The sequence below is a fragment of the Serratia proteamaculans genome, from assembly GCF_004684015.1.
GTDB classification, from domain to species: Bacteria; Pseudomonadota; Gammaproteobacteria; order Enterobacterales; family Enterobacteriaceae; genus Serratia; species Serratia proteamaculans_F.
In genome coordinates this window covers 300,273-316,835 of the sequence record NZ_SRIA01000018.1, presented here as the reverse complement: position 1 = coordinate 316,835, position 16,563 = coordinate 300,273, and the positions used below count along the sequence as shown (strand labels likewise).

14 protein-coding genes are annotated in these 16,563 nt (G+C 57.8%); all 14 read right to left on the bottom strand.

What is annotated here, in order from left to right:
• Positions 1 to 9: 9 nt before the first annotated feature.
• Complete coding sequence (locus E5C26_RS15310) at positions 10 to 1,938, bottom strand: type VI secretion system Vgr family protein (RefSeq protein WP_135317069.1); 1,929 nt, start codon at positions 1,936 to 1,938, stop codon at positions 10 to 12.
• Between the two features lie 84 nt (positions 1,939 to 2,022).
• Entirely contained in the window at positions 2,023 to 3,468 is a 1,446-nt protein-coding gene (locus tag E5C26_RS15305; protein WP_135317068.1) for a serine/threonine protein kinase, read from the bottom strand.
• A gap of 48 nt (positions 3,469 to 3,516) precedes the next feature.
• Positions 3,517 to 6,180, bottom strand: coding sequence for a type VI secretion system ATPase TssH (gene tssH, locus E5C26_RS15300; RefSeq protein WP_135317067.1), 2,664 nt, complete (start codon positions 6,178 to 6,180; stop codon positions 3,517 to 3,519).
• Positions 6,181 to 6,237: 57 nt separating this feature from the next.
• Positions 6,238 to 7,311 carry a type VI secretion system baseplate subunit TssG gene (gene tssG, locus E5C26_RS15295; protein WP_135317066.1) on the bottom strand — a complete coding sequence of 358 codons (1,074 nt, stop codon included), beginning with the start codon at positions 7,309 to 7,311 and terminating at the stop codon, positions 6,238 to 6,240.
• Positions 7,308 to 9,194, bottom strand: coding sequence for a type VI secretion system baseplate subunit TssF (gene tssF, locus E5C26_RS15290; RefSeq protein ID WP_135317065.1), 1,887 nt, complete (start codon positions 9,192 to 9,194; stop codon positions 7,308 to 7,310). Before tssF ends, tssG begins: the two co-directional genes overlap by 4 nt.
• Positions 9,195 to 9,198: 4 nt before the next feature.
• Positions 9,199 to 9,774 (bottom strand): type VI secretion system baseplate subunit TssE, encoded by a 576-nt coding sequence (locus E5C26_RS15285; RefSeq protein ID WP_017893256.1) that lies wholly within the window; start codon positions 9,772 to 9,774, stop codon positions 9,199 to 9,201.
• Positions 9,775 to 9,776: 2 nt separating this feature from the next.
• Positions 9,777 to 10,592: a type VI secretion system accessory protein TagJ gene (locus E5C26_RS15280; RefSeq protein ID WP_312847930.1), complete on the bottom strand. Its 816-nt coding sequence runs from the start codon at positions 10,590 to 10,592 to the stop codon at positions 9,777 to 9,779.
• A gap of 17 nt (positions 10,593 to 10,609) precedes the next feature.
• The gene (locus tag E5C26_RS15275) at positions 10,610 to 11,596 is read right to left on the bottom strand and encodes a type VI secretion system-associated protein (RefSeq protein ID WP_135317064.1); all 987 of its coding nucleotides are present in this window, start codon (positions 11,594 to 11,596) and stop codon (positions 10,610 to 10,612) included.
• 30 nt (positions 11,597 to 11,626) lie between these two features.
• Complete coding sequence (locus tag E5C26_RS15270) at positions 11,627 to 12,400, bottom strand: PP2C family protein-serine/threonine phosphatase (protein WP_135317063.1); 774 nt, start codon at positions 12,398 to 12,400, stop codon at positions 11,627 to 11,629.
• Complete coding sequence (gene tagH, locus E5C26_RS15265; RefSeq protein WP_135317062.1) at positions 12,400 to 14,154, bottom strand: type VI secretion system-associated FHA domain protein TagH; 1,755 nt, start codon at positions 14,152 to 14,154, stop codon at positions 12,400 to 12,402. The genes E5C26_RS15270 and tagH overlap by 1 nt, the downstream gene beginning before the upstream one ends.
• Positions 14,155 to 14,306: 152 nt before the next feature.
• The gene (locus E5C26_RS15260; protein ID WP_135317061.1) at positions 14,307 to 14,681 is read right to left on the bottom strand and encodes a T6SS amidase immunity protein Tai4 family protein; all 375 of its coding nucleotides are present in this window, start codon (positions 14,679 to 14,681) and stop codon (positions 14,307 to 14,309) included.
• Positions 14,666 to 15,145, bottom strand: coding sequence for a type VI secretion system amidase effector protein Tae4 (locus E5C26_RS15255; RefSeq protein WP_135317060.1), 480 nt, complete (start codon positions 15,143 to 15,145; stop codon positions 14,666 to 14,668). The genes E5C26_RS15260 and E5C26_RS15255 overlap by 16 nt, the downstream gene beginning before the upstream one ends.
• A 52-nt stretch (positions 15,146 to 15,197) precedes the next feature.
• Positions 15,198 to 15,680: an Hcp family type VI secretion system effector gene (locus E5C26_RS15250; RefSeq protein WP_012145727.1), complete on the bottom strand. Its 483-nt coding sequence runs from the start codon at positions 15,678 to 15,680 to the stop codon at positions 15,198 to 15,200.
• A gap of 197 nt (positions 15,681 to 15,877) precedes the next feature.
• Entirely contained in the window at positions 15,878 to 16,318 is a 441-nt protein-coding gene (locus E5C26_RS15245; protein WP_135317059.1) for a T6SS amidase immunity protein Tai4 family protein, read from the bottom strand.
• Positions 16,319 to 16,563 lie beyond the last annotated feature (245 nt).

Sequence of the window (16,563 nt, the reverse complement as noted above, 5' to 3'; positions counted from 1 at the left end):
ACTCAGCGGTCAGGATTTTGGGAACAACTGGTCGACGGCACCCTGGATTGCCGTCTTGTGATCCGGCCCAGGGGCGGCAGTGCGCGCGGCACCGCCCGGTTGATTGAGTTGCAGCTTGCCGCCGGTGTTGATCTCGCCGTCGTTTTTGACCGTGATGTTAAAGCTGGTACCGGTGATATTGATCTGGCCATTGGCCCGCAGCTCAATGACACTTTCCCCGCACTCCAGCCGCAGTGACTCCCCGGAGCCCAGGGTGAAGGCGTCTACCACATTGTCGGCGCGCGTTTTGCCGGTCAGCGACGAAGCGTCGCCTTTAACCCCGGTCGCCTGGTTGAGCACCACCCGTTTCATCTGATTGCCGCCGACCAGGTGTGTATGGTTCTTATCGACGGTATGGCTCTCATCGTTCTTCACCTGGGTGTCCATGTTGCGTTCCGCCTGGATCCACACCTGTTCCGAACCGGCTTTATCCTCAAAGCGCAGGGCGTTGGCGTTGTCGGCGGTGCCATCCTTGGTGCGGCTCATAAAGCCCATCTGGGTTGCGGCGGCCGGCAGCGCCCAGGGCGGCATGCTGGCGTCGTTATACACGCGCCCGGTCACGATCGGGCGGTCCGGATCGCCATTGATAAAGTCCACCACCACTTCGTCGTTGACGCGCGGGATCTGTACCCCGCCGTAACCCTGACCAGCCCAGGCGCTGGACACGCGCACCCAGCAGGAGCTGCCGTCGTCTTTGGGCCCGAAGCGATCCCAGTGGAATTTCACCTTGATGCGGCCGTATTTGTCGGTCCAGATCGACTCACCGGCCGGGCCGACCACTTTTGCCGTCTGTGGGCCGTGGGTTTTTGGCCAACTGGCCTGTTGCGCCGGGTGCCAGGGAATATCCGCCGGCAACACGGTGAAATCGATGCGGTGTTCGCTGTGCTGATCGTCGCCGCTGGCGTAGCGGTTTTCCTTCAGGTGATATTTGGCCTGTAGCGTCAGGTATTCCCGGTTGTCGTCGATATGCGGGGCGTTATACAGCGTGAAGGTGCTGCCGGGGGCGATGCCCAGTGCGGTAGCGGTGCCTTCAATCTGCTGATGCTCGGCCTGCCAGGCTTCCTGACGGATACGGGCGTAGAACTCCCCCTGCTGATGCTCGGTATAGCGGCCCGGCCAGTCGTAAACGTCAATCTGGCCCGGCGTCGGTGAGGCGGGGTTCTGACGGGCCTGAAACAGCCAGGCGTTGGGTTTGCGGAAGTCGTAATCATCGAGGCTGTATATGCCCGGCGTGACGTGATCGGACAGGGTCCACTGGCTGATGCCTTCTTCGCTGGTACTGCCGCCAGACGGCGTCAGATGGTAAGGGATCATTTCGTAGCCGGGATAGGGCTGATGATGGTGGGGCGCATCGCCCAGCACCAGGGTGTGCTTGCCCATCTCATGTTTGAAATAGTAATAGATGCCTTCCAGCTCCATCAGCCTGCTGATGAAGTTGAAGCTGCTCTCGTTGTACTGCACGCAGTAGCCCCACAGGCGGTAGTCGCCGGTGAGTTGGTCTTCCAACTGAACATTATGTTCGGTCAGCAGGGTCTTGACGATCTGCGGCACCGTCTGTTCCTGGAAGATGCGGAAGTTGCGGTCCTTGGTCATCGGCCACAGATCCGGCTGCACGTGCAGGTTATACACTGCATAACGGGTGCCGCTGATCTCTTCGCTGCTGACGGCGATCGAGGTGATCTTGCCGTTCAGGTAGCGGGGCGGGCCAAGAAAGCCCTGGGTCGGGATCTCCAGCGTCAGCGGTTGACCGAGCAGGGCCTTGCGATCGAGGCGAGCGTTTTTGCTCAGCAGTTCGATGGCGAAATCAAAGGGTGAGGAAAGGGCTTCAGTTCCTTCCAGCGAACGGAACAGCAATGACTCCTGGCCCAGTGGCGTATGCGCAATAATACGATCCAGCATGAGAACGTCCTCTGTGAATGACGCATGCGTCAATCTCATGAAAATACGGTGAAGGCCCGCGGTGACGGGCCGGATAAGCGAGGTTTAGCCTGCTGCAACCGGGTTGACCAGCCAGGTGCCGGCGTTCTCGATGCTGAGCTGCTGGCGGCGTAACTGGTCGTTATGGCGGATTTCCAGCTGATAGCTGCCCGGTGCCAAATTCAGGCGGGCAAAGCCGTTGTCGCCTGGGGTCACCTGCTGCGGCTTGCCATCCAGGCTGACCTGCTCACCGGGTTGCAGTTTGAAATACACCAGTGCCACCGGCGGCGGTGCCGGAGTGGTCTGGGCTGCAGGCGGCTGTTCGGCCGTCGTCTGCGGCGCGCTTGGTGGCGGCGTTATGGGTTTATCCACTGGTGCACTGTCTGGCGTATTGGCTGCTATCGGGGCTGGGGTACTGTCGCCGCCGCTTAGCCAGGCGATGACGCCGATCACCAACAACGCGGCCACGCCTGCACCTGCCATCATCGGGCGAGTCAGCTTCATGCCGTGCGCGGTAACCGTGCCTGCCGCTGCGGCCCCGGCGGCCGGATTAGTGGCCATCAGCAGGTTTTCCGGTGCGGCGGCCGGGGTGCTGATGATTTCGTTTTCATCGGCAATCGGCAGATGCAGCAGTTCGGCCATTTCGTCGATGGTTTGTGGCCGGTCTTCCGGTTTCAACGCCAGCGCATGGTCGATAGTGCGCAGCAGTTCCAGTGAATAGCCTGCCGGGCGACGCTCGGTCAGCGGTTGGTAGCTGTCCTCGATGCTGCGCACCACGCTGACCGGCGGCGGTGAACCGACGATCAACGTATGCAGCACGGCACCCAGAGCGTAAATATCGGTCCAGGGGCCTTGCTCACCGTCGCTGTTCTCGGTGTATTGCTCAATCGGCGCGAAGCCCGGTTTGAGCATGATTTCCGTTTCGTCGGACAGGTTGCCGATCTCTTTGCGTGCTGAGCCGAAGTCCAGCAGCACTGGCAACTGGTTTTCCTGGATCTGAATGTTATCCAGCGAAATGTCGCGGTGCAGGTAACCTTCCTGATGGATGGTGTTGATGGCGCTGAACAGCGGCGGCAACAGCCTGCGGATCCAGGCCTCGTCGATTTTCTCCGGCTGCTGCGCCTGCAGGTTCTTCAGGGTGGTGCCGCTGTAAAACTGGGTGCCCATGTAGGCGGTACCGTTCTCTTCCCAAAAGCGCAGCACGTGCAGCAGCCCTGGGTGTGAGAAACGCGCCAGCAGGCGGGCCTCCTGAATAAAGCTGTTTAACCCGGCCTGGAAGGTTTTGCTGAAACGCTCGCCGCGTAACCCGATGCTCAGATCGTCATTGCGCATCGCCAGCGAGGTCGGCATGTACTCTTTGATGGCGATGGTACGTTCCAGTTGATGATCGTAGGCGCGGTAGACGATGCCGAAACCGCCTTCGCCGATAGCTTCCTTGATCTCGAATTCATTGAACCTATAGCCGATCGGCAGGCTGTTTGAATTCGGTTTGCTTACCCCGGTTCCCGACATAATGATGACTCTCTGTGAACAATGGCCGCCATACCGGTGGCCGTGGCGTTATGCCTGAAATTGACAAATAAATTCGTTTTGCTGCAGCGCGATATGCAGTTGGCGATAGCGCTGATCGTTGGCGCTGCCGGTCAGTAAGGTGTGGCTTATTTGCGGCAGCAGAGTGTTGGTCAAAATGGCGTCGACCATACGGCCGCCAGACTCCACTTCGGTGCAACGGCTGACGATTTGCTCAATCACCGCGTCGTCGAAGGTGCAGACGATATCGTGGTTCTCCGCCAGTCGGCGCTGCACTCGTCCCAGTTGCAGCCGCACGATATTGCCCAGCGTGGCGTCGGTCAGCGGGTAGTAAGGCACCACCAGCAAGCGGCCGAGCAGCGCCGCCGGGAATACCGACAGCAGCGGTTCGCGCAGGGCGCCGCTCAGTGCCTCCGGCTCGGGCATCAGGTCCGCATCGCTGCACAGCCCGGCGATCAGATCGGTGCCGACGTTGGAAGTCAGAATAATGATGGTGTTACGGAAATCGATGTGGCGGCCTTCGCCGTCTTCCATCCAGCCTTTGTCGAACACCTGGAAGAAGATCTCGTGTACGTCCGGGTGGGCTTTTTCTATTTCGTCCAGCAGCACCACGCTGTAAGGGCGACGGCGCACCGCTTCGGTCAGCACGCCACCCTCGCCGTAACCCACATAGCCGGGAGGGGCCCCCTTCAGGGTTGATACGGTATGCGACTCCTGGAACTCGCTCATGTTGATGGTAATCACGTTTTGCTCGCCGCCGTACAGCGTTTCCGCCAGCGCCAGCGCGGTTTCGGTTTTGCCGACGCCGGAAGGGCCTGCCAACAGGAAGACCCCGACCGGCTTGTTCGGATCGTCCAGCCGTGCGCGTGAGGTGCGTACCCGACGGGCGATCAGATCCAGTGCATGCCGTTGGCCGATAACTCGCTGGTTGAGCGTATCTGCCAGTTGCAGTACCGCGTCGATCTCGTTTTTCACCATGCGACCCAGTGGGATGCCGGTCCAGTCGGACACTACCGCGGCCACCACGTTGGCATCAACGGCGGCGAAAATCAGCGGGGCCTCGCCCTGCAGTTCGCCAAGCTGTTGCTGCAACTGCGCCAATTGCGCGCGCAGTTCATCGGCAGAGGGCTTGGGTTGTGGTTCCTCTGCAGCCTCGTCAGTCGGTTCAGCCTCAATATCTTCCCGATGCAACTGGGCGCGCAGGTCGATAATCTGTTGGATCAGCGCTAACTCATCCTGCCAGCGGGCAGTGAGCTGCTCCAGTTGCTGTTGCAACAGGGTCAACTGAGCCTCGATATCCTGTGGGCGCTGCGGATTGCCGATACCGACCTTGGCTTCGCGCTGGGCGATATCCAGTTCAATCTGCAAGGCTTCAATGCGGTGGCGGCAGTCTTCCACCTGGGCCGGCTCGGCATGTTGGCTGACCGCCACGCGGGCGCAGGCGGTGTCCAGCAGCGCCACGGCCTTGTCCGGCAACTGGCGTGCCGGGATGTAGCGATGCGACAGACGCACGGCGGCGTCGACCGCCTCATCGAGCAGCAGCACGCGGTGGTGCTGTTCCAGCGGACTGACGGTGCTGCGCAGCATCAGCAGCGCTTTGTCTTCGCTCGGTTCATGCACCTGCACCACCTGGAAACGGCGGGTCAGCGCCGGATCTTTCTCAATGTATTTTTTGTATTCCGACCAGGTCGTGGCCCCGACGGTACGTAATTGGCCGCGTGCCAGCGCCGGTTTCAACAGGTTGGCGGCGTCGCCGGTGCCCTGTGCGCCACCGGCGCCAATCAGCGTATGGATCTCATCGATAAACAATATGATCGGGGTGGGGCTGGATTGAACTTCGTCAATCACCGTCTGCAGGCGCTTTTCGAACTCGCCCTTCACCCCGGCCCCGGCTTGCAGCATGCCGATATCCAGCAGATACAGCTGGACGTCGCGCAGTTGTGGCGGCACGTCACCGGCCACGATACGCAGCGCCAGACCTTCGACCACGGCGGTTTTGCCGACACCGGCCTCACCGGTCAGCAGCGGGTTGTTCTGGCGGCGACGCATCAAAATATCGACAATCTGGCGGATTTCCTCGTCACGCCCGGTCACCGGGTCAATCTCGCCATTGCGCGCCTTGGCCGTCAGGTCCTGAGCATATTGCGCCAGCACGCTGCCGCCGGTCTGCGCTGCCGTCGGTGGGGTATCGGTCTGAGCGCTCGGCGCCAGGCTGTTTTCCGCCGAGTGGGCGGTGATGGTGGCAAATTGCTCCATTAGCAGATCGGCGTTGATGCGATCAAATTGGGGGGAGATGGCTTTAAGCAGGTGGCGCAGGCTGTAGGTTTTCAGGATGCCGAGCAGCAAATGGCCACCGCGGATCTGCGCAGCACCGAATTTCAGCGAGCCGTAAACCCAGGCCCGTTCCACCGCGCTGTCGATATGTTCGGACAGATCGGAAATTGCGCTGGCACCGCGCGGCAAACGATCGAGCGCTTCGACGATATCGCGCGCCAGTTGCCCCTCGTCCAGTGCAAAGTGGCGGATCACCTGTTGCAGGTCGGCCTCCGGTGCCTGCATCAGTTGATGCAGCCAGTGCGCCAGCTCAACGTAGGGGTTACCGCGCAGCTTGCAAAACGCCGTCGCACTTTCCAGAGAGGTGAATAACAGGCTATCGAGTTTGCCAAATAATACCGAGCGGCTGATTTCAGACATGGTTTTCCTCAGGTCTCAGAGTGGCGGAGCGCTGTGCGGCTCCGGCCAAAATAATAGTCAGAACGGGTTTTCCAGCGGTTCGGGGCTGAAGATCAGATCGTCAAGGTCGCGTTGTTGACGGGCGTCTTCCAGCCAACTGCTTAAACCCAGGCGCTGGGCACCGCCGAGTTGGGTGCCGCTGAGCTGATCCCTCGCCAGGATCAGCCGCACTTCCCAGACAAACTCGATGCCCAGATATTGGCGCACCCAGTCGCGCAACTGCCGGCACAGTTCGGCTCCGGGCAGGAAGCGCTCATAGTTTTGTTGCGACATCGGCCCCAGTTCGATGCGGAATTTGTGTTGAATATCGCGCACTGCAATCCCAAGGAACGAAGACTCACCGAGCCGGGGAGCGCCGCGACCTGCTTTGAGGCGCGCCTGTTCACGTGGTTCTACCCGCAGCCAGTGTGGGACGTTTTCCACGATGCGCACCGGCACCTTGAAGTACTGCTGCAAGATTTTGCTCAGGCCTTCCGGGTCACGGCTGTGGCGAATCAGATGACCGGCCATAAAATGCTTGGCATGGGCATTGATGCTGTCGCGCTGCTGCTGCGCCGGCTGGCCGATGCCAATCAGGCTGGAAAGGTATTGGTCGAAACGCCGGTTATCCTGCCGATCCAGCGATACCGTGGGTTGTGCATCGGCCCAGGCACGGTAAAACAGCAGCGTCAGCCGGTGGTGAAACAGGTTGGCAAAGGCCAGCAGGGTGGTGTCCTGGTGGTGATAGACACGTTCACGTACATATTCGGTCAGGTGCAGCGGCAGCGGCCCGTTGGGGCCAAACAGGCCAAAGCTGAAAATCGAAACGTCGTGCAGCGGGCTTTGCGGCCGTGGGCTGACCTGTGCCAGCGTCGACGGGGCGAACGACAGTGAAGGTTCTTGCCCCAGCCGCAGCATTTCATGGCGCGGCAGGGGGGCACGGCCCAACAGGTAGACCTGCCCGCCCTGGGCGTCCAGGCGGCGCAACAGCTGAAATAAATCGTGCTTATAAGGCGCATTGCGAAGCCGCAGCCAGAAATCCTCCGGCAGGCGGTGCAAGGCATTGATCTGTGGCGGTGCCGTCAGTTCCGCCTCGGCGTGGAGGGCGCTCAAATCAGCGTCCTTTTGCCCATGCGCGCCTGCCAGTGGGCAATTTCACCGCGTTGCTGGCTGGAAAGCGTCATTTCGGTAAAGGTGTTCATCGCTACCAGCCGAGAGAACAAACGCTCCAGTACGCTCCCCAGCAGGTAGGGGCTGCTGCCGGAGAACGACTGTTCATCGACGGTCAGATCGATGGCGATACCGCGGGCAAACACGATCGGTCCCGGCTCGGGCACCCGGCGGTATACCGGGCGCAGGTTACAGTGGCGTACGCCCTGGATCTGCTTGGTGATTGCCGGCTCGCTCAGGTTGCCATACAGGCCGAGCAACTGACGCAGGCTGGCAGCCCCCTGTTCCGGGTCGCCGTCCATCATGCTGAGGTAGTTCAATTGCAGCTGGCTGATCAGCCGCCAGGTGATCATGCCTTCGGCCAGCGCTGGGCGCGGCGGCGTCGGGCCTTTTTTCAGCGACACCTGTTTGATCGGGATCGAGTCCGGCATCACGAAATTGCCCTGATCCTGCTGCAACAGCATCAGCGGCAGATCGCGGCTGGTACACAGCACGTCGGCGGTGAGGTATTTCAGGTCGCTGTGCCACGGCGACTGCCGTTCATCCACCAGCGAGACGAACACTTCCGAGCCGACATAGCCGGTGCGGGTGCCATAACGGCGGGCGTGTTCGGACAACGTGCGCTGCTCGCGCCGCAGTGAAAAGTAGGCGCCGTAGTTGCCGTCATCCGCGCTCAGGGTGCTGTAAAACGGCCGGAATTCCTGCTCATAGCGTTTTTCGCTGGCGCTGCCACCGAGCCGCTGAACAGAGAATACTTCATAATCAAGCGGACGAATGTTATCGACCACCAGGTGATATTCATGGCTTTTTTCGCTGACCGTGATGCGTTCGGCGACTTTGGGGAACAGATTGATCACCGGCGTGCAGTGCAACGCCAAATGGTCGACGTCGATTACCCGCTCCAGTGCCGCATCCTGGCGATCAAGCAGCACCAGGATCTCAAACTGCCGCAGCGTTTTTTTGCCTTCGCGTACGCTTTGCAACAGCGGGCGTAGGCCATTGACGCTGAAAAACTGGAAGCGCGCCGGAAAGGCAAAATATTCCTGCAGCAGGCGATAGCCTTCAAAATTGCGCAGATCGTTCGGCAGCAGTGCCTGATCGGCGGCAAAGCCTTCCTGCCGCAACCCGTCCAGTGCCAGCACCCGTCGCTGCGGTTGCGCCTCCACCGTCTGGCAAATCAGCCCGACGCTGTGCTGCATCAGCAGTTCCAGCAACTGCTGCGCCTGCAAATCCGGGCCGGAGAGATAAAACATCAACTGGTCCAACTGCAGGTTGTTGAGCGTGACGCTGTCATAACACTCCAGCCGGATGCGCAGCGCGCTGACGCAGCCATTGTGCTGCAACCCCAGGCTGGCCAGCGGAATATCGGCCGGAATGCCGCCCAGTTCAACGCTTTTCAGCCGCACCGGCTGCAACGTGACGTCGTGCGCGGTGGTGTAGCTGCAGGTGATGCCACTCTTTTTCAGCGACTGGCTGTCCATCATGGTGCCGCGTGGCACGACAAAGCCGTTGCTGATATCGCCTTTGTTGCTGTCGGGTTGCAGCTCGGCAATCGCCATTGATGGCGTTGGCGACAGATAGTTGGGGTAGATAATCTCCAGCAGACGCTGGGAGAAACGCGGGAACTCCGCGTCCATCTTCAGTTGTACGCGCGAGGTGAGAAAGGCGAAGCCTTCCATCAGACGCTCGATATAAGGATCCGCTACGTCGATACCGCGCATGCCAAGGCGGCCTGCCACTTTGGGATACTGCTCGGCGAACTCAGCGCCCATCTCACGCAGATAGGCCAGCTCGCGGTTGTAATAGTCTAAAAGTTTACTGTCCATCGGCTTACCCTATGTCTTTCAGATCGAAGTGACCGTTTTCCAGGTCCACGTCGGTACGGAACAGAAACTCCAGCGGATAGGGCACGCACCACAGGCGGCCCTTGATTTCAATCGACAATACGTTGTGCAGCTCCAGCGAGCCGGTGTCCGAAATGCAGCGCACCTGCAGCCCTTCGGGCAGGATGCGCGGTTCGAAATTGAGGATGGATTCAGTCAGCGCCAGCTGAATATCCTGCCACTCGATATCCGACATGCGTTTGCCGGCCAGCGAGGCGATGCCGTAGTTGAGGGTTGAACGCCGTACCTGCGGAAAATCGCCCAAATCGAGACTGGACTCGCTGTTCACGCAGTTAAACAGCCACTGCAGATCGCGCAGCACCCGGCGGCGCAGTTCGCTGTGCGAGACCAGGTTGCGTACCTGAGCTTCCTTTTTTTTCTGCGGTTCGTCGTCGGTCAGCATGTCGAGCAGCACCGGCTGCATTTTGTCGCGCGAGGTCAGACGTTCGCTGTCCTGGCGGGAGCGATAGCCCTGACGGCGCAGGTCACCATCATCATGTTGGGTTGGCCGCTTGCTGTTCATCGTCAGGCGCTCGCGTTAAAACTCAGGTGGCGCAGGCTGTGTAGCGGGAACTCATCGTTCTCGCTCAGCCAGGTTTTCAGCCCCTGTCCGGCGTAGTGCGGCCCTTCGCCCAGCGCTTGCCATTCGGTACGTTTGCCGAGCAACAGCGCATCATCACTGTCTGCGTTCAGGGGATAGCGGGCAGGCAGTTGGCAGACCTGCTCGCGACCGTCGTTCAGTCGCACCAGTGCATGACTCCACACCAGATCAACGGCGCTTTGCGGGGCCTGGAACTGAATTTCCGCAATCTCGGCGAATGGCAGCCAGTAATAGGTGCCGTTCAATGCCAGTTCGCAAACCGGGCCGAGACGACCATCACCGTCGGTCAGCCAATCAAACGCCACGGGCTGTGGCTGTTCAGCCAGGGTCAGTTGCCCGGCACTGGCCGGTGCCGCTTCCAGCGCGTCGTCGCGCAATGCCTGTGCCTGTTCGGTTTCGCCCAGGGCATCGTGACGTAACGCCTGGATCATGGGTTGCAACCAGGGCTGGCTTTGTTGCAGCAGCGCGGGAGCGGCCTCGCCGGCGAACACCGCCTGACGCTGCAGTTCCGCGTTGACCGATTGCATTAACAGCAACGTGGTGGGCTGGGCGATGGGCTTTAATGCCTGCCAGGATTTCAGCTGCGCATTGGCGCGTTGCCAGTTGCCGCTCAGACACAGCAGTTGCACCAACGCGGCACGCAGATCGGCATCCGCCGGTCGCGCTTTGATCTCATTTTCCACTGCGCCGATAGCGGCGCTGACCGAGCCGCCTTGCAACATGTTTGTTAATGATTTCACAGGGCTTTCCTTAATAATCAGTGAGTGGCGTTGTTTACCGACAGGTAGCTGCCACTGGCAGGATCGACCCTGTCGCCTGCCAGCTTTTCCACCAGCTTGAAGTTCAGCGGCGTGGCCGGGCTGGCAAGCAGTGGTTGCCAGGCGCGCTTGGCCTGCTCAATACGTTGTTTGACTTTGGCGGTATCTGCGGCTTCTTCACGCGGCATTTCGACGATCACTTCGCCGTTAAACGACCAGGCGTGAAGCTGCGGGGCGAAAGGTAACAGCGCGAAACTGCCTGGTGCCTGCGGGTTGGCACCGAGTACCAGCCGCTGCACGTTGGCGCTGACTACGCTCAAGGGATGTTCACCAACGTTGATCTTCACCAGCGGATAGCCTTGATAGAAAGACAACGCCGGCGAGGCGGTTTTGCCATCTTGCTGTAGCGTTACGCTACTGCTGCCGTTTAACCAGCCGTCGTCACCACAACGCAGGGCGTCACCACTCGGGATAAACAGTGCGCTGCCGCTGGCCTCTTCGCTCCAGTAGGTGCGGAAATGGCAGCCCTGTGGCAGGTCAAACTTTGGTACCGGTGCGCTGTCCGCCTGCGGCGAGGTGACCGCTACGGCGGCGGGGATCACCGGTGCTGGGGGTTCAGTCGGTTCGACGGCCTGCTGTTTGTGTACCGGTTTCCAGCCCCGTGCCTTGCTGGCTTCGCCGGACGCCAGTTTTTCACCGCGTTTGTCGGTCAGTGTCCAGGGGAGTTGGCTGGCTTTGGCACACTGCCTGGCCAACAGATTGCCAACCTGTGGCAGGAAGTCGTCCAGGACTGCGGGATCTTTGTTCTGCGCCGAAACGATGCGCAGCGGGATGGTTTTGCTGCACCAGCTTGCCGGTTGGCTGTTTTTGACGTCATCGATAAACACTTCCAGCTTCTGGCTGGGGGAGTAGACCAAGCGATAATTCGCCGCCTGCGCGGCCGGTATCGCCATCAGGGCGATAAATCCGGGCATCCAGTATTTCATAGGTAACCTTGCTGTGAATTTGTGCCTGACTCAGTCGCGGGACAGAAACCGCTCCGCATCCGCCAGAGAATGCAGCAGGGTGGTTTCCTGCGGGGAGCCAATCCAGACGGCGATAGCGCTGTAGTTATCGCTGTTATTATTTTTCTTCCATGCCTGCTCCATCAGGGCAATCCACTCGCTGGGGGAGTTGACCATATGCAGCGATTGTTCCAGTTCAGACTGGGTAAAGCTGTGCCAAAAACCGTCGGTACACAGCAGGAAAACGTCGCCGTCTTCCAGTTGCAACACGTCGCTGTAGGTGGCGTCGCGTTCTTCATTCAGACCCAGGGCGAAATACAGCAGGTTGCTGTTGATGCCGCTGGTTTGGTAGCCGGCGTCCTGCATTTGCTGGATCAGGCTGTGGTCGGTGGTCACCGAATGCAGATAGCCGCGACGGAACAGGTACAAACGGCTGTCACCGGCGTGCGCCCAGTAAGCCAGTTGGTAATCGCGATCGATAAACAGGCTGACCAGCGTGGTGCCCATCTTGCTGTATTCGTCCGACTGTCGCTGCTGCTGGTGGATGGCGGCATTGGCACTGGCAATGTGTTGGCGAATGCTCTGGGCATTGAGGTGTTTTTCACCGTCGAAGTTTTGCAGGATGGTGTCGTGTGCCAGTTTGGCGGCAACGTCCCCACCGGGAAAACCGGCGATGCCGTCACAGACCACGAAACAGGCGGCGCGGTTACCGACCACTTCACCGGTCTGATCCTGATTAGAGGCGCGGCCGCCCTGATTGGAGGTAGAGGCTATAGTGATATTCATTACGCGTCCGGTTGGGTCTGTGAGTCTTTATATTGATTCACTTCAACGTCATAGGCGTGCAAGAAGGCTTCGCCGAACAGGGTGTGAAAGTCGTCTTCGATTTCGCCGGAGGTCTGCTGGTAGCTTTTCACGAAGTAATCCCACAGCGCCGCCTTGCGGCTGGCCGGCAGGGATAAACGAGGTGCCGCGCCTTCCTTGCGCGCCTCTTCTTCAAGACGATCCGGATTAAATGACTGCAACATGGCGGCGATGATGGCGCGAATACCGGCGATCATGCCTAACTGGTGCGCCTGCAGGTCGATCAGTGCGTCGCGTACCGCCTGTTCCGGCGGCATAAACCCCGGCATCTTGCTGCCGAACATTTGCATCAACACCGTTTTGCCCGAGGGCAGCAGTTTGAACGGGTTATTGGCCTCGTCGAGGATCATGGTCATCTCGGCCTTCACGCCGCGCTTAAGGATTGAGCGTGAAGAGAGCAGGGCGACGGTACCCTGAGAGAACAGGCTCAGCAGTCGACCTGCCTGGCGCAGTTGCTGCTCATCAAAATGCGGCTGTGGCTGCAGGTCATCCAGGCCCACCCCCTGGAGTAATGCGGCCAACAGTGGGCCTTCCAAGCGCTCACCTGCAGGAGCGCTACCGTTTTGGGCTCGCGCAGTCTGATAGGCAATCGGATCGATACCCAGGCGGTTGGCCGGGCGTGGACGCGGTTGCGGCGGGGTTGAAGGAGAAAACTGTGGCTCAGGTTGCGGAATAGGCTCCGGCTGAGCGACCGGCTGCGGCGCGGCTTTGGGTTGTGGTGCTTCCACCGGGGCGGTCATCACCGGTTGTTGTATCACCGATTGCTGTAATGGTGGTGTCGGTTGTGGCACCGCCGCCGGAGGCTCTGGCTGTGCCAGGGGGACAGCGCTGCCCATCAGCAGACCGAGCGGATCGTTACTGTTCAACGCGTCCGGTGATGTAGGGGCAGAAGAACCGCCAAACAGCGCCAGCGGATCGAGTTCCTGCTCATTCTTTTCCAGCTCAGCGGGTTTGACCGGCACAGCTTGACGGGGCGTCGGGCGCTGTTCGGCCAACAGCGCACTCGGGGTGGTATCGGCCAAAATAGGATCGCGTTCGAAGGTGGTGTCGGTGTTGAACAACATTGCCGGATCGGTTTGCTGCGACTGCAGTTGACGTAGTTCGACGTCGCCTGCCAATTGCGCCAGCGGATCGGCTGGGTTCATCTCAGGCTCTGGGGTTTCCAGCAGCGGATGACTGTCCTGATTAATGGCCGGTGCCGGGCGCGGATTCACCGCTGCGGCTGGCGTGAACTCTTCTACCAGGCTGTCCCAGATCTCATTCGGGATAGGCGCTGCCGCTTTCTCTTTGGCGGGCGGCGTCGTGACTGGTGCGGTGTCGGCGGTTTCCACAACCGGCTGAGCCTGCGGTGCTGCCGCTTGCTGTAAGGAGGTGACCTGGATTTGGTAATCGTCGATGCCGAGAATGTCACCATCCTGCAGCTCCACCTGACGGCCGCGCTCCAGCGGAATATCGTTCAGCAACACGCGGGTGACGTTACCGCGGTTGGTTACGCGGCATTCGCCATCAGCAGAAATATGTACGATCGCCTGCAACCGCGAGATGGCACGTTCTTCGTCCGGCAATACCAGGTTGTTGTCCACGCTACGGCCAATGGTGCCGCCAGGTGGCAGAAAGTCGCAGCTGCTCTGTGGCGGAACCTGGCCACTTTTATTTTTGACAATAGAAAATCGCATAAGGCATTCCTGCTGATTAGGAGATATTGCAGTTAATTATTATTTCGGTGTCTGGCTTACCAAAATCGGCGGTTATTTTGGTAAGCCAGTTTATGCTGTGGTTTTTTGCAAATATTTAAAGGTCAATTGGGATTTGAGGTCAGTTATAAAACCTAGTTGTCATCTTTATCTTTGTACTTGCTGATTATTTGTTCTAGTTCCTGGCTATGGTAAAGGTCGATACATTTTGCCATCGTCATTGGTTCGCCCGACATGCTATCGTATTGACGTGCTAAAAACTGTTTGGCGAGATTACGAACTGCGGTATGCGCTTCAAGGGAGTAATTACCAAACTCGGTATAACCTCGAGCGGCGGCCGCAGCGTCATTTTTGACTTCTGCTGCTGAATAACCTTCGGCAATACAGACGCTAAGTGCGTAGTTTTTCAAATACTCTTCAGAGGAGTATTTTTCTTTAGCATTGGCAGTATGAGAGCATGTGAATGCAAAAAAAGAAATAATGCCAATTAGTTTTATTTTAACAGCCATATTGAAGCCTCGCTTGCCTTTGGGAAATAGCAATGATCTGAGCAGATGGTTCCGTTCCACAGTGTTGCATGTCCACTGGCATCATTCCACCCCGGCACAGTGAATACTAATATGCCTCTATTATTTGAAAAGTCACTTGGTGTTGGGTTTTTGATGGTTCTATCAGGTTTGCCAAATTTATAAGACAAGAAATTAATAACGTCCCTGACTCGATATATGTACCAGTTCTTATCTTTCCCTGAGACGGTTTTCCAAGAACCACGTTCAACTTTGAAACCTGAATAGTTAAGTGTGTAACTCATACGTATAGCGCAGGCATTGGTGAAACCTTGTAATGGGTCATTAATGCCTAGTTCAATATTGACGCCAACATTCCCGCCAATTTTTTTACCGACCTCAACAATATCCAGATTTATTTCATTAAAACGTTGCCAGGCTTGTTGGAAAGAGGGGCGGTTCATCATAACGTCCTATGTTAGGAGATGCCCCATAATCAGGGGCATCTTTATGGAAAGATTAAGCTTCGCGGTTTTCCTTGATATTCCAACCTGCGCTGCTTTCTGCGCCTTTACCACCCTTATCGCTCTGCTCCCAGTATTGCTGTTTCACTTTTGATGCCTGGAAGGAGTAGGTTACGCCCACGGTGTCTTCACCGCCGGCACCGGTGTACTGCACGGCAGTGACCAGCACGTCGTCCAGAGTGATTTTGACGTATTCAACCTGGCTGCCACCGGCTTTACAGACTGACAGTTCAATCTTGGTCAGGTGTTTACCGCTGGAGCAGTGCTTCAGCAGTGCCGGGGTTGATTTGTCGACCAGCGCGTTGACATGCAGATCGTTAAAGCAAACCTTACCGGCACCGCCGCCACCACCCACGCTCATGTTGCCTGGTTGAGAAGCGCCCCAGGAGAAAGAAGTAATGTCGGTCCAGCCTTTGTGATTTGAATCTTTAGATTCACCGCTGGCACCTTCAACTTTCAGGAACATATCAATAGCCATAGTTTCTTCACTCTTTATTAAGGGTTAACAGTAGTATTAACGTTACGTTGAAAAATTCAGGTAATAGCAGCAGGAATTGAAAATTTGGTAATGCACTACCATTTAATATCCTTGTGCCATGCACCTCATTAAATACCGAATGCTATCGGTATTAATTACCGAGCCATCATTAAAAAACGACAATGGCCCAATGCTGATTACTGCGGGTGATCCTGATTCCACGAGTGATTAGGATCACCAACAATGACTTCACGAGATAATTTATCCAGCTCGGGGCTGTGATAAAGCCGCAGGCAGTTTAAGGTTACCCCTGTACTGCTGTTTTTAGTCTCGCTGTGAAACGCGTTCACTCTGGATTTGAATTTATCGATGAGAGTATTCACTTTTTCATCACCGGCTTCGATATCAAACGGCATCCATTCTCTCATCGCATTGGCGGTTCTGGCCGCATCAAGAGAGAAGGTTTTGTCTGATTCGGAAACCTGCGCCAGACAGCGTGTCAGTGCCAGCTCTTTAACCACCTGGAAATAAGGCATTTGTTTGATAAATGCTACAGGGTCTTGGGTATCCGTAGCTTGCGACTGCAATGAAACACTCAGCAGCGTTGAAAGCAGGCTGAATTTAATTAGCGGATTCATGGCAACTCCCAAAAGCTGGCTCGAGGAGTTTAGTCATTAATCTATTTTTGGCTGCGTTCCATGCTGCGAGAACGAGAGGTCTTGCTCCCATACCCTACCTCCATGTTGTTTTTCAGGCCGTGTTCCCACGGCCTCAGATTGCGGGCAAACCTGTAGGGGTCGAACATGTTCGACCCGATTTAACCTATTGATTATGTGATAGGGCGCAGCATGCAGCGCCCCTACCATGGAACAACTGAGCACTT

Coding starts and splice junctions, on each gene's coding strand:
- E5C26_RS15275 (WP_135317064.1), bottom strand. CDS start 11,596: ATGAAATACTGGATGCCCGGATTTATCGCCCTGATGGCGATACCGGCC.
- E5C26_RS15285 (WP_017893256.1), bottom strand. CDS start 9,774: ATGAACAGCAAGCGGCCAACCCAACATGATGATGGTGACCTGCGCCGT.
- tssH (WP_135317067.1), bottom strand. CDS start 6,180: ATGTCTGAAATCAGCCGCTCGGTATTATTTGGCAAACTCGATAGCCTG.
- E5C26_RS15310 (WP_135317069.1), bottom strand. CDS start 1,938: ATGCTGGATCGTATTATTGCGCATACGCCACTGGGCCAGGAGTCATTG.
- E5C26_RS15270 (WP_135317063.1), bottom strand. CDS start 12,400: ATGAATATCACTATAGCCTCTACCTCCAATCAGGGCGGCCGCGCCTCT.
- tagH (WP_135317062.1), bottom strand. CDS start 14,154: ATGCGATTTTCTATTGTCAAAAATAAAAGTGGCCAGGTTCCGCCACAG.
- E5C26_RS15250 (WP_012145727.1), bottom strand. CDS start 15,680: ATGGCTATTGATATGTTCCTGAAAGTTGAAGGTGCCAGCGGTGAATCT.
- tssF (WP_135317065.1), bottom strand. CDS start 9,194: ATGGACAGTAAACTTTTAGACTATTACAACCGCGAGCTGGCCTATCTG.
- E5C26_RS15260 (WP_135317061.1), bottom strand. CDS start 14,681: ATGGCTGTTAAAATAAAACTAATTGGCATTATTTCTTTTTTTGCATTC.
- E5C26_RS15255 (WP_135317060.1), bottom strand. CDS start 15,145: ATGATGAACCGCCCCTCTTTCCAACAAGCCTGGCAACGTTTTAATGAA.
- E5C26_RS15305 (WP_135317068.1), bottom strand. CDS start 3,468: ATGTCGGGAACCGGGGTAAGCAAACCGAATTCAAACAGCCTGCCGATC.
- E5C26_RS15245 (WP_135317059.1), bottom strand. CDS start 16,318: ATGAATCCGCTAATTAAATTCAGCCTGCTTTCAACGCTGCTGAGTGTT.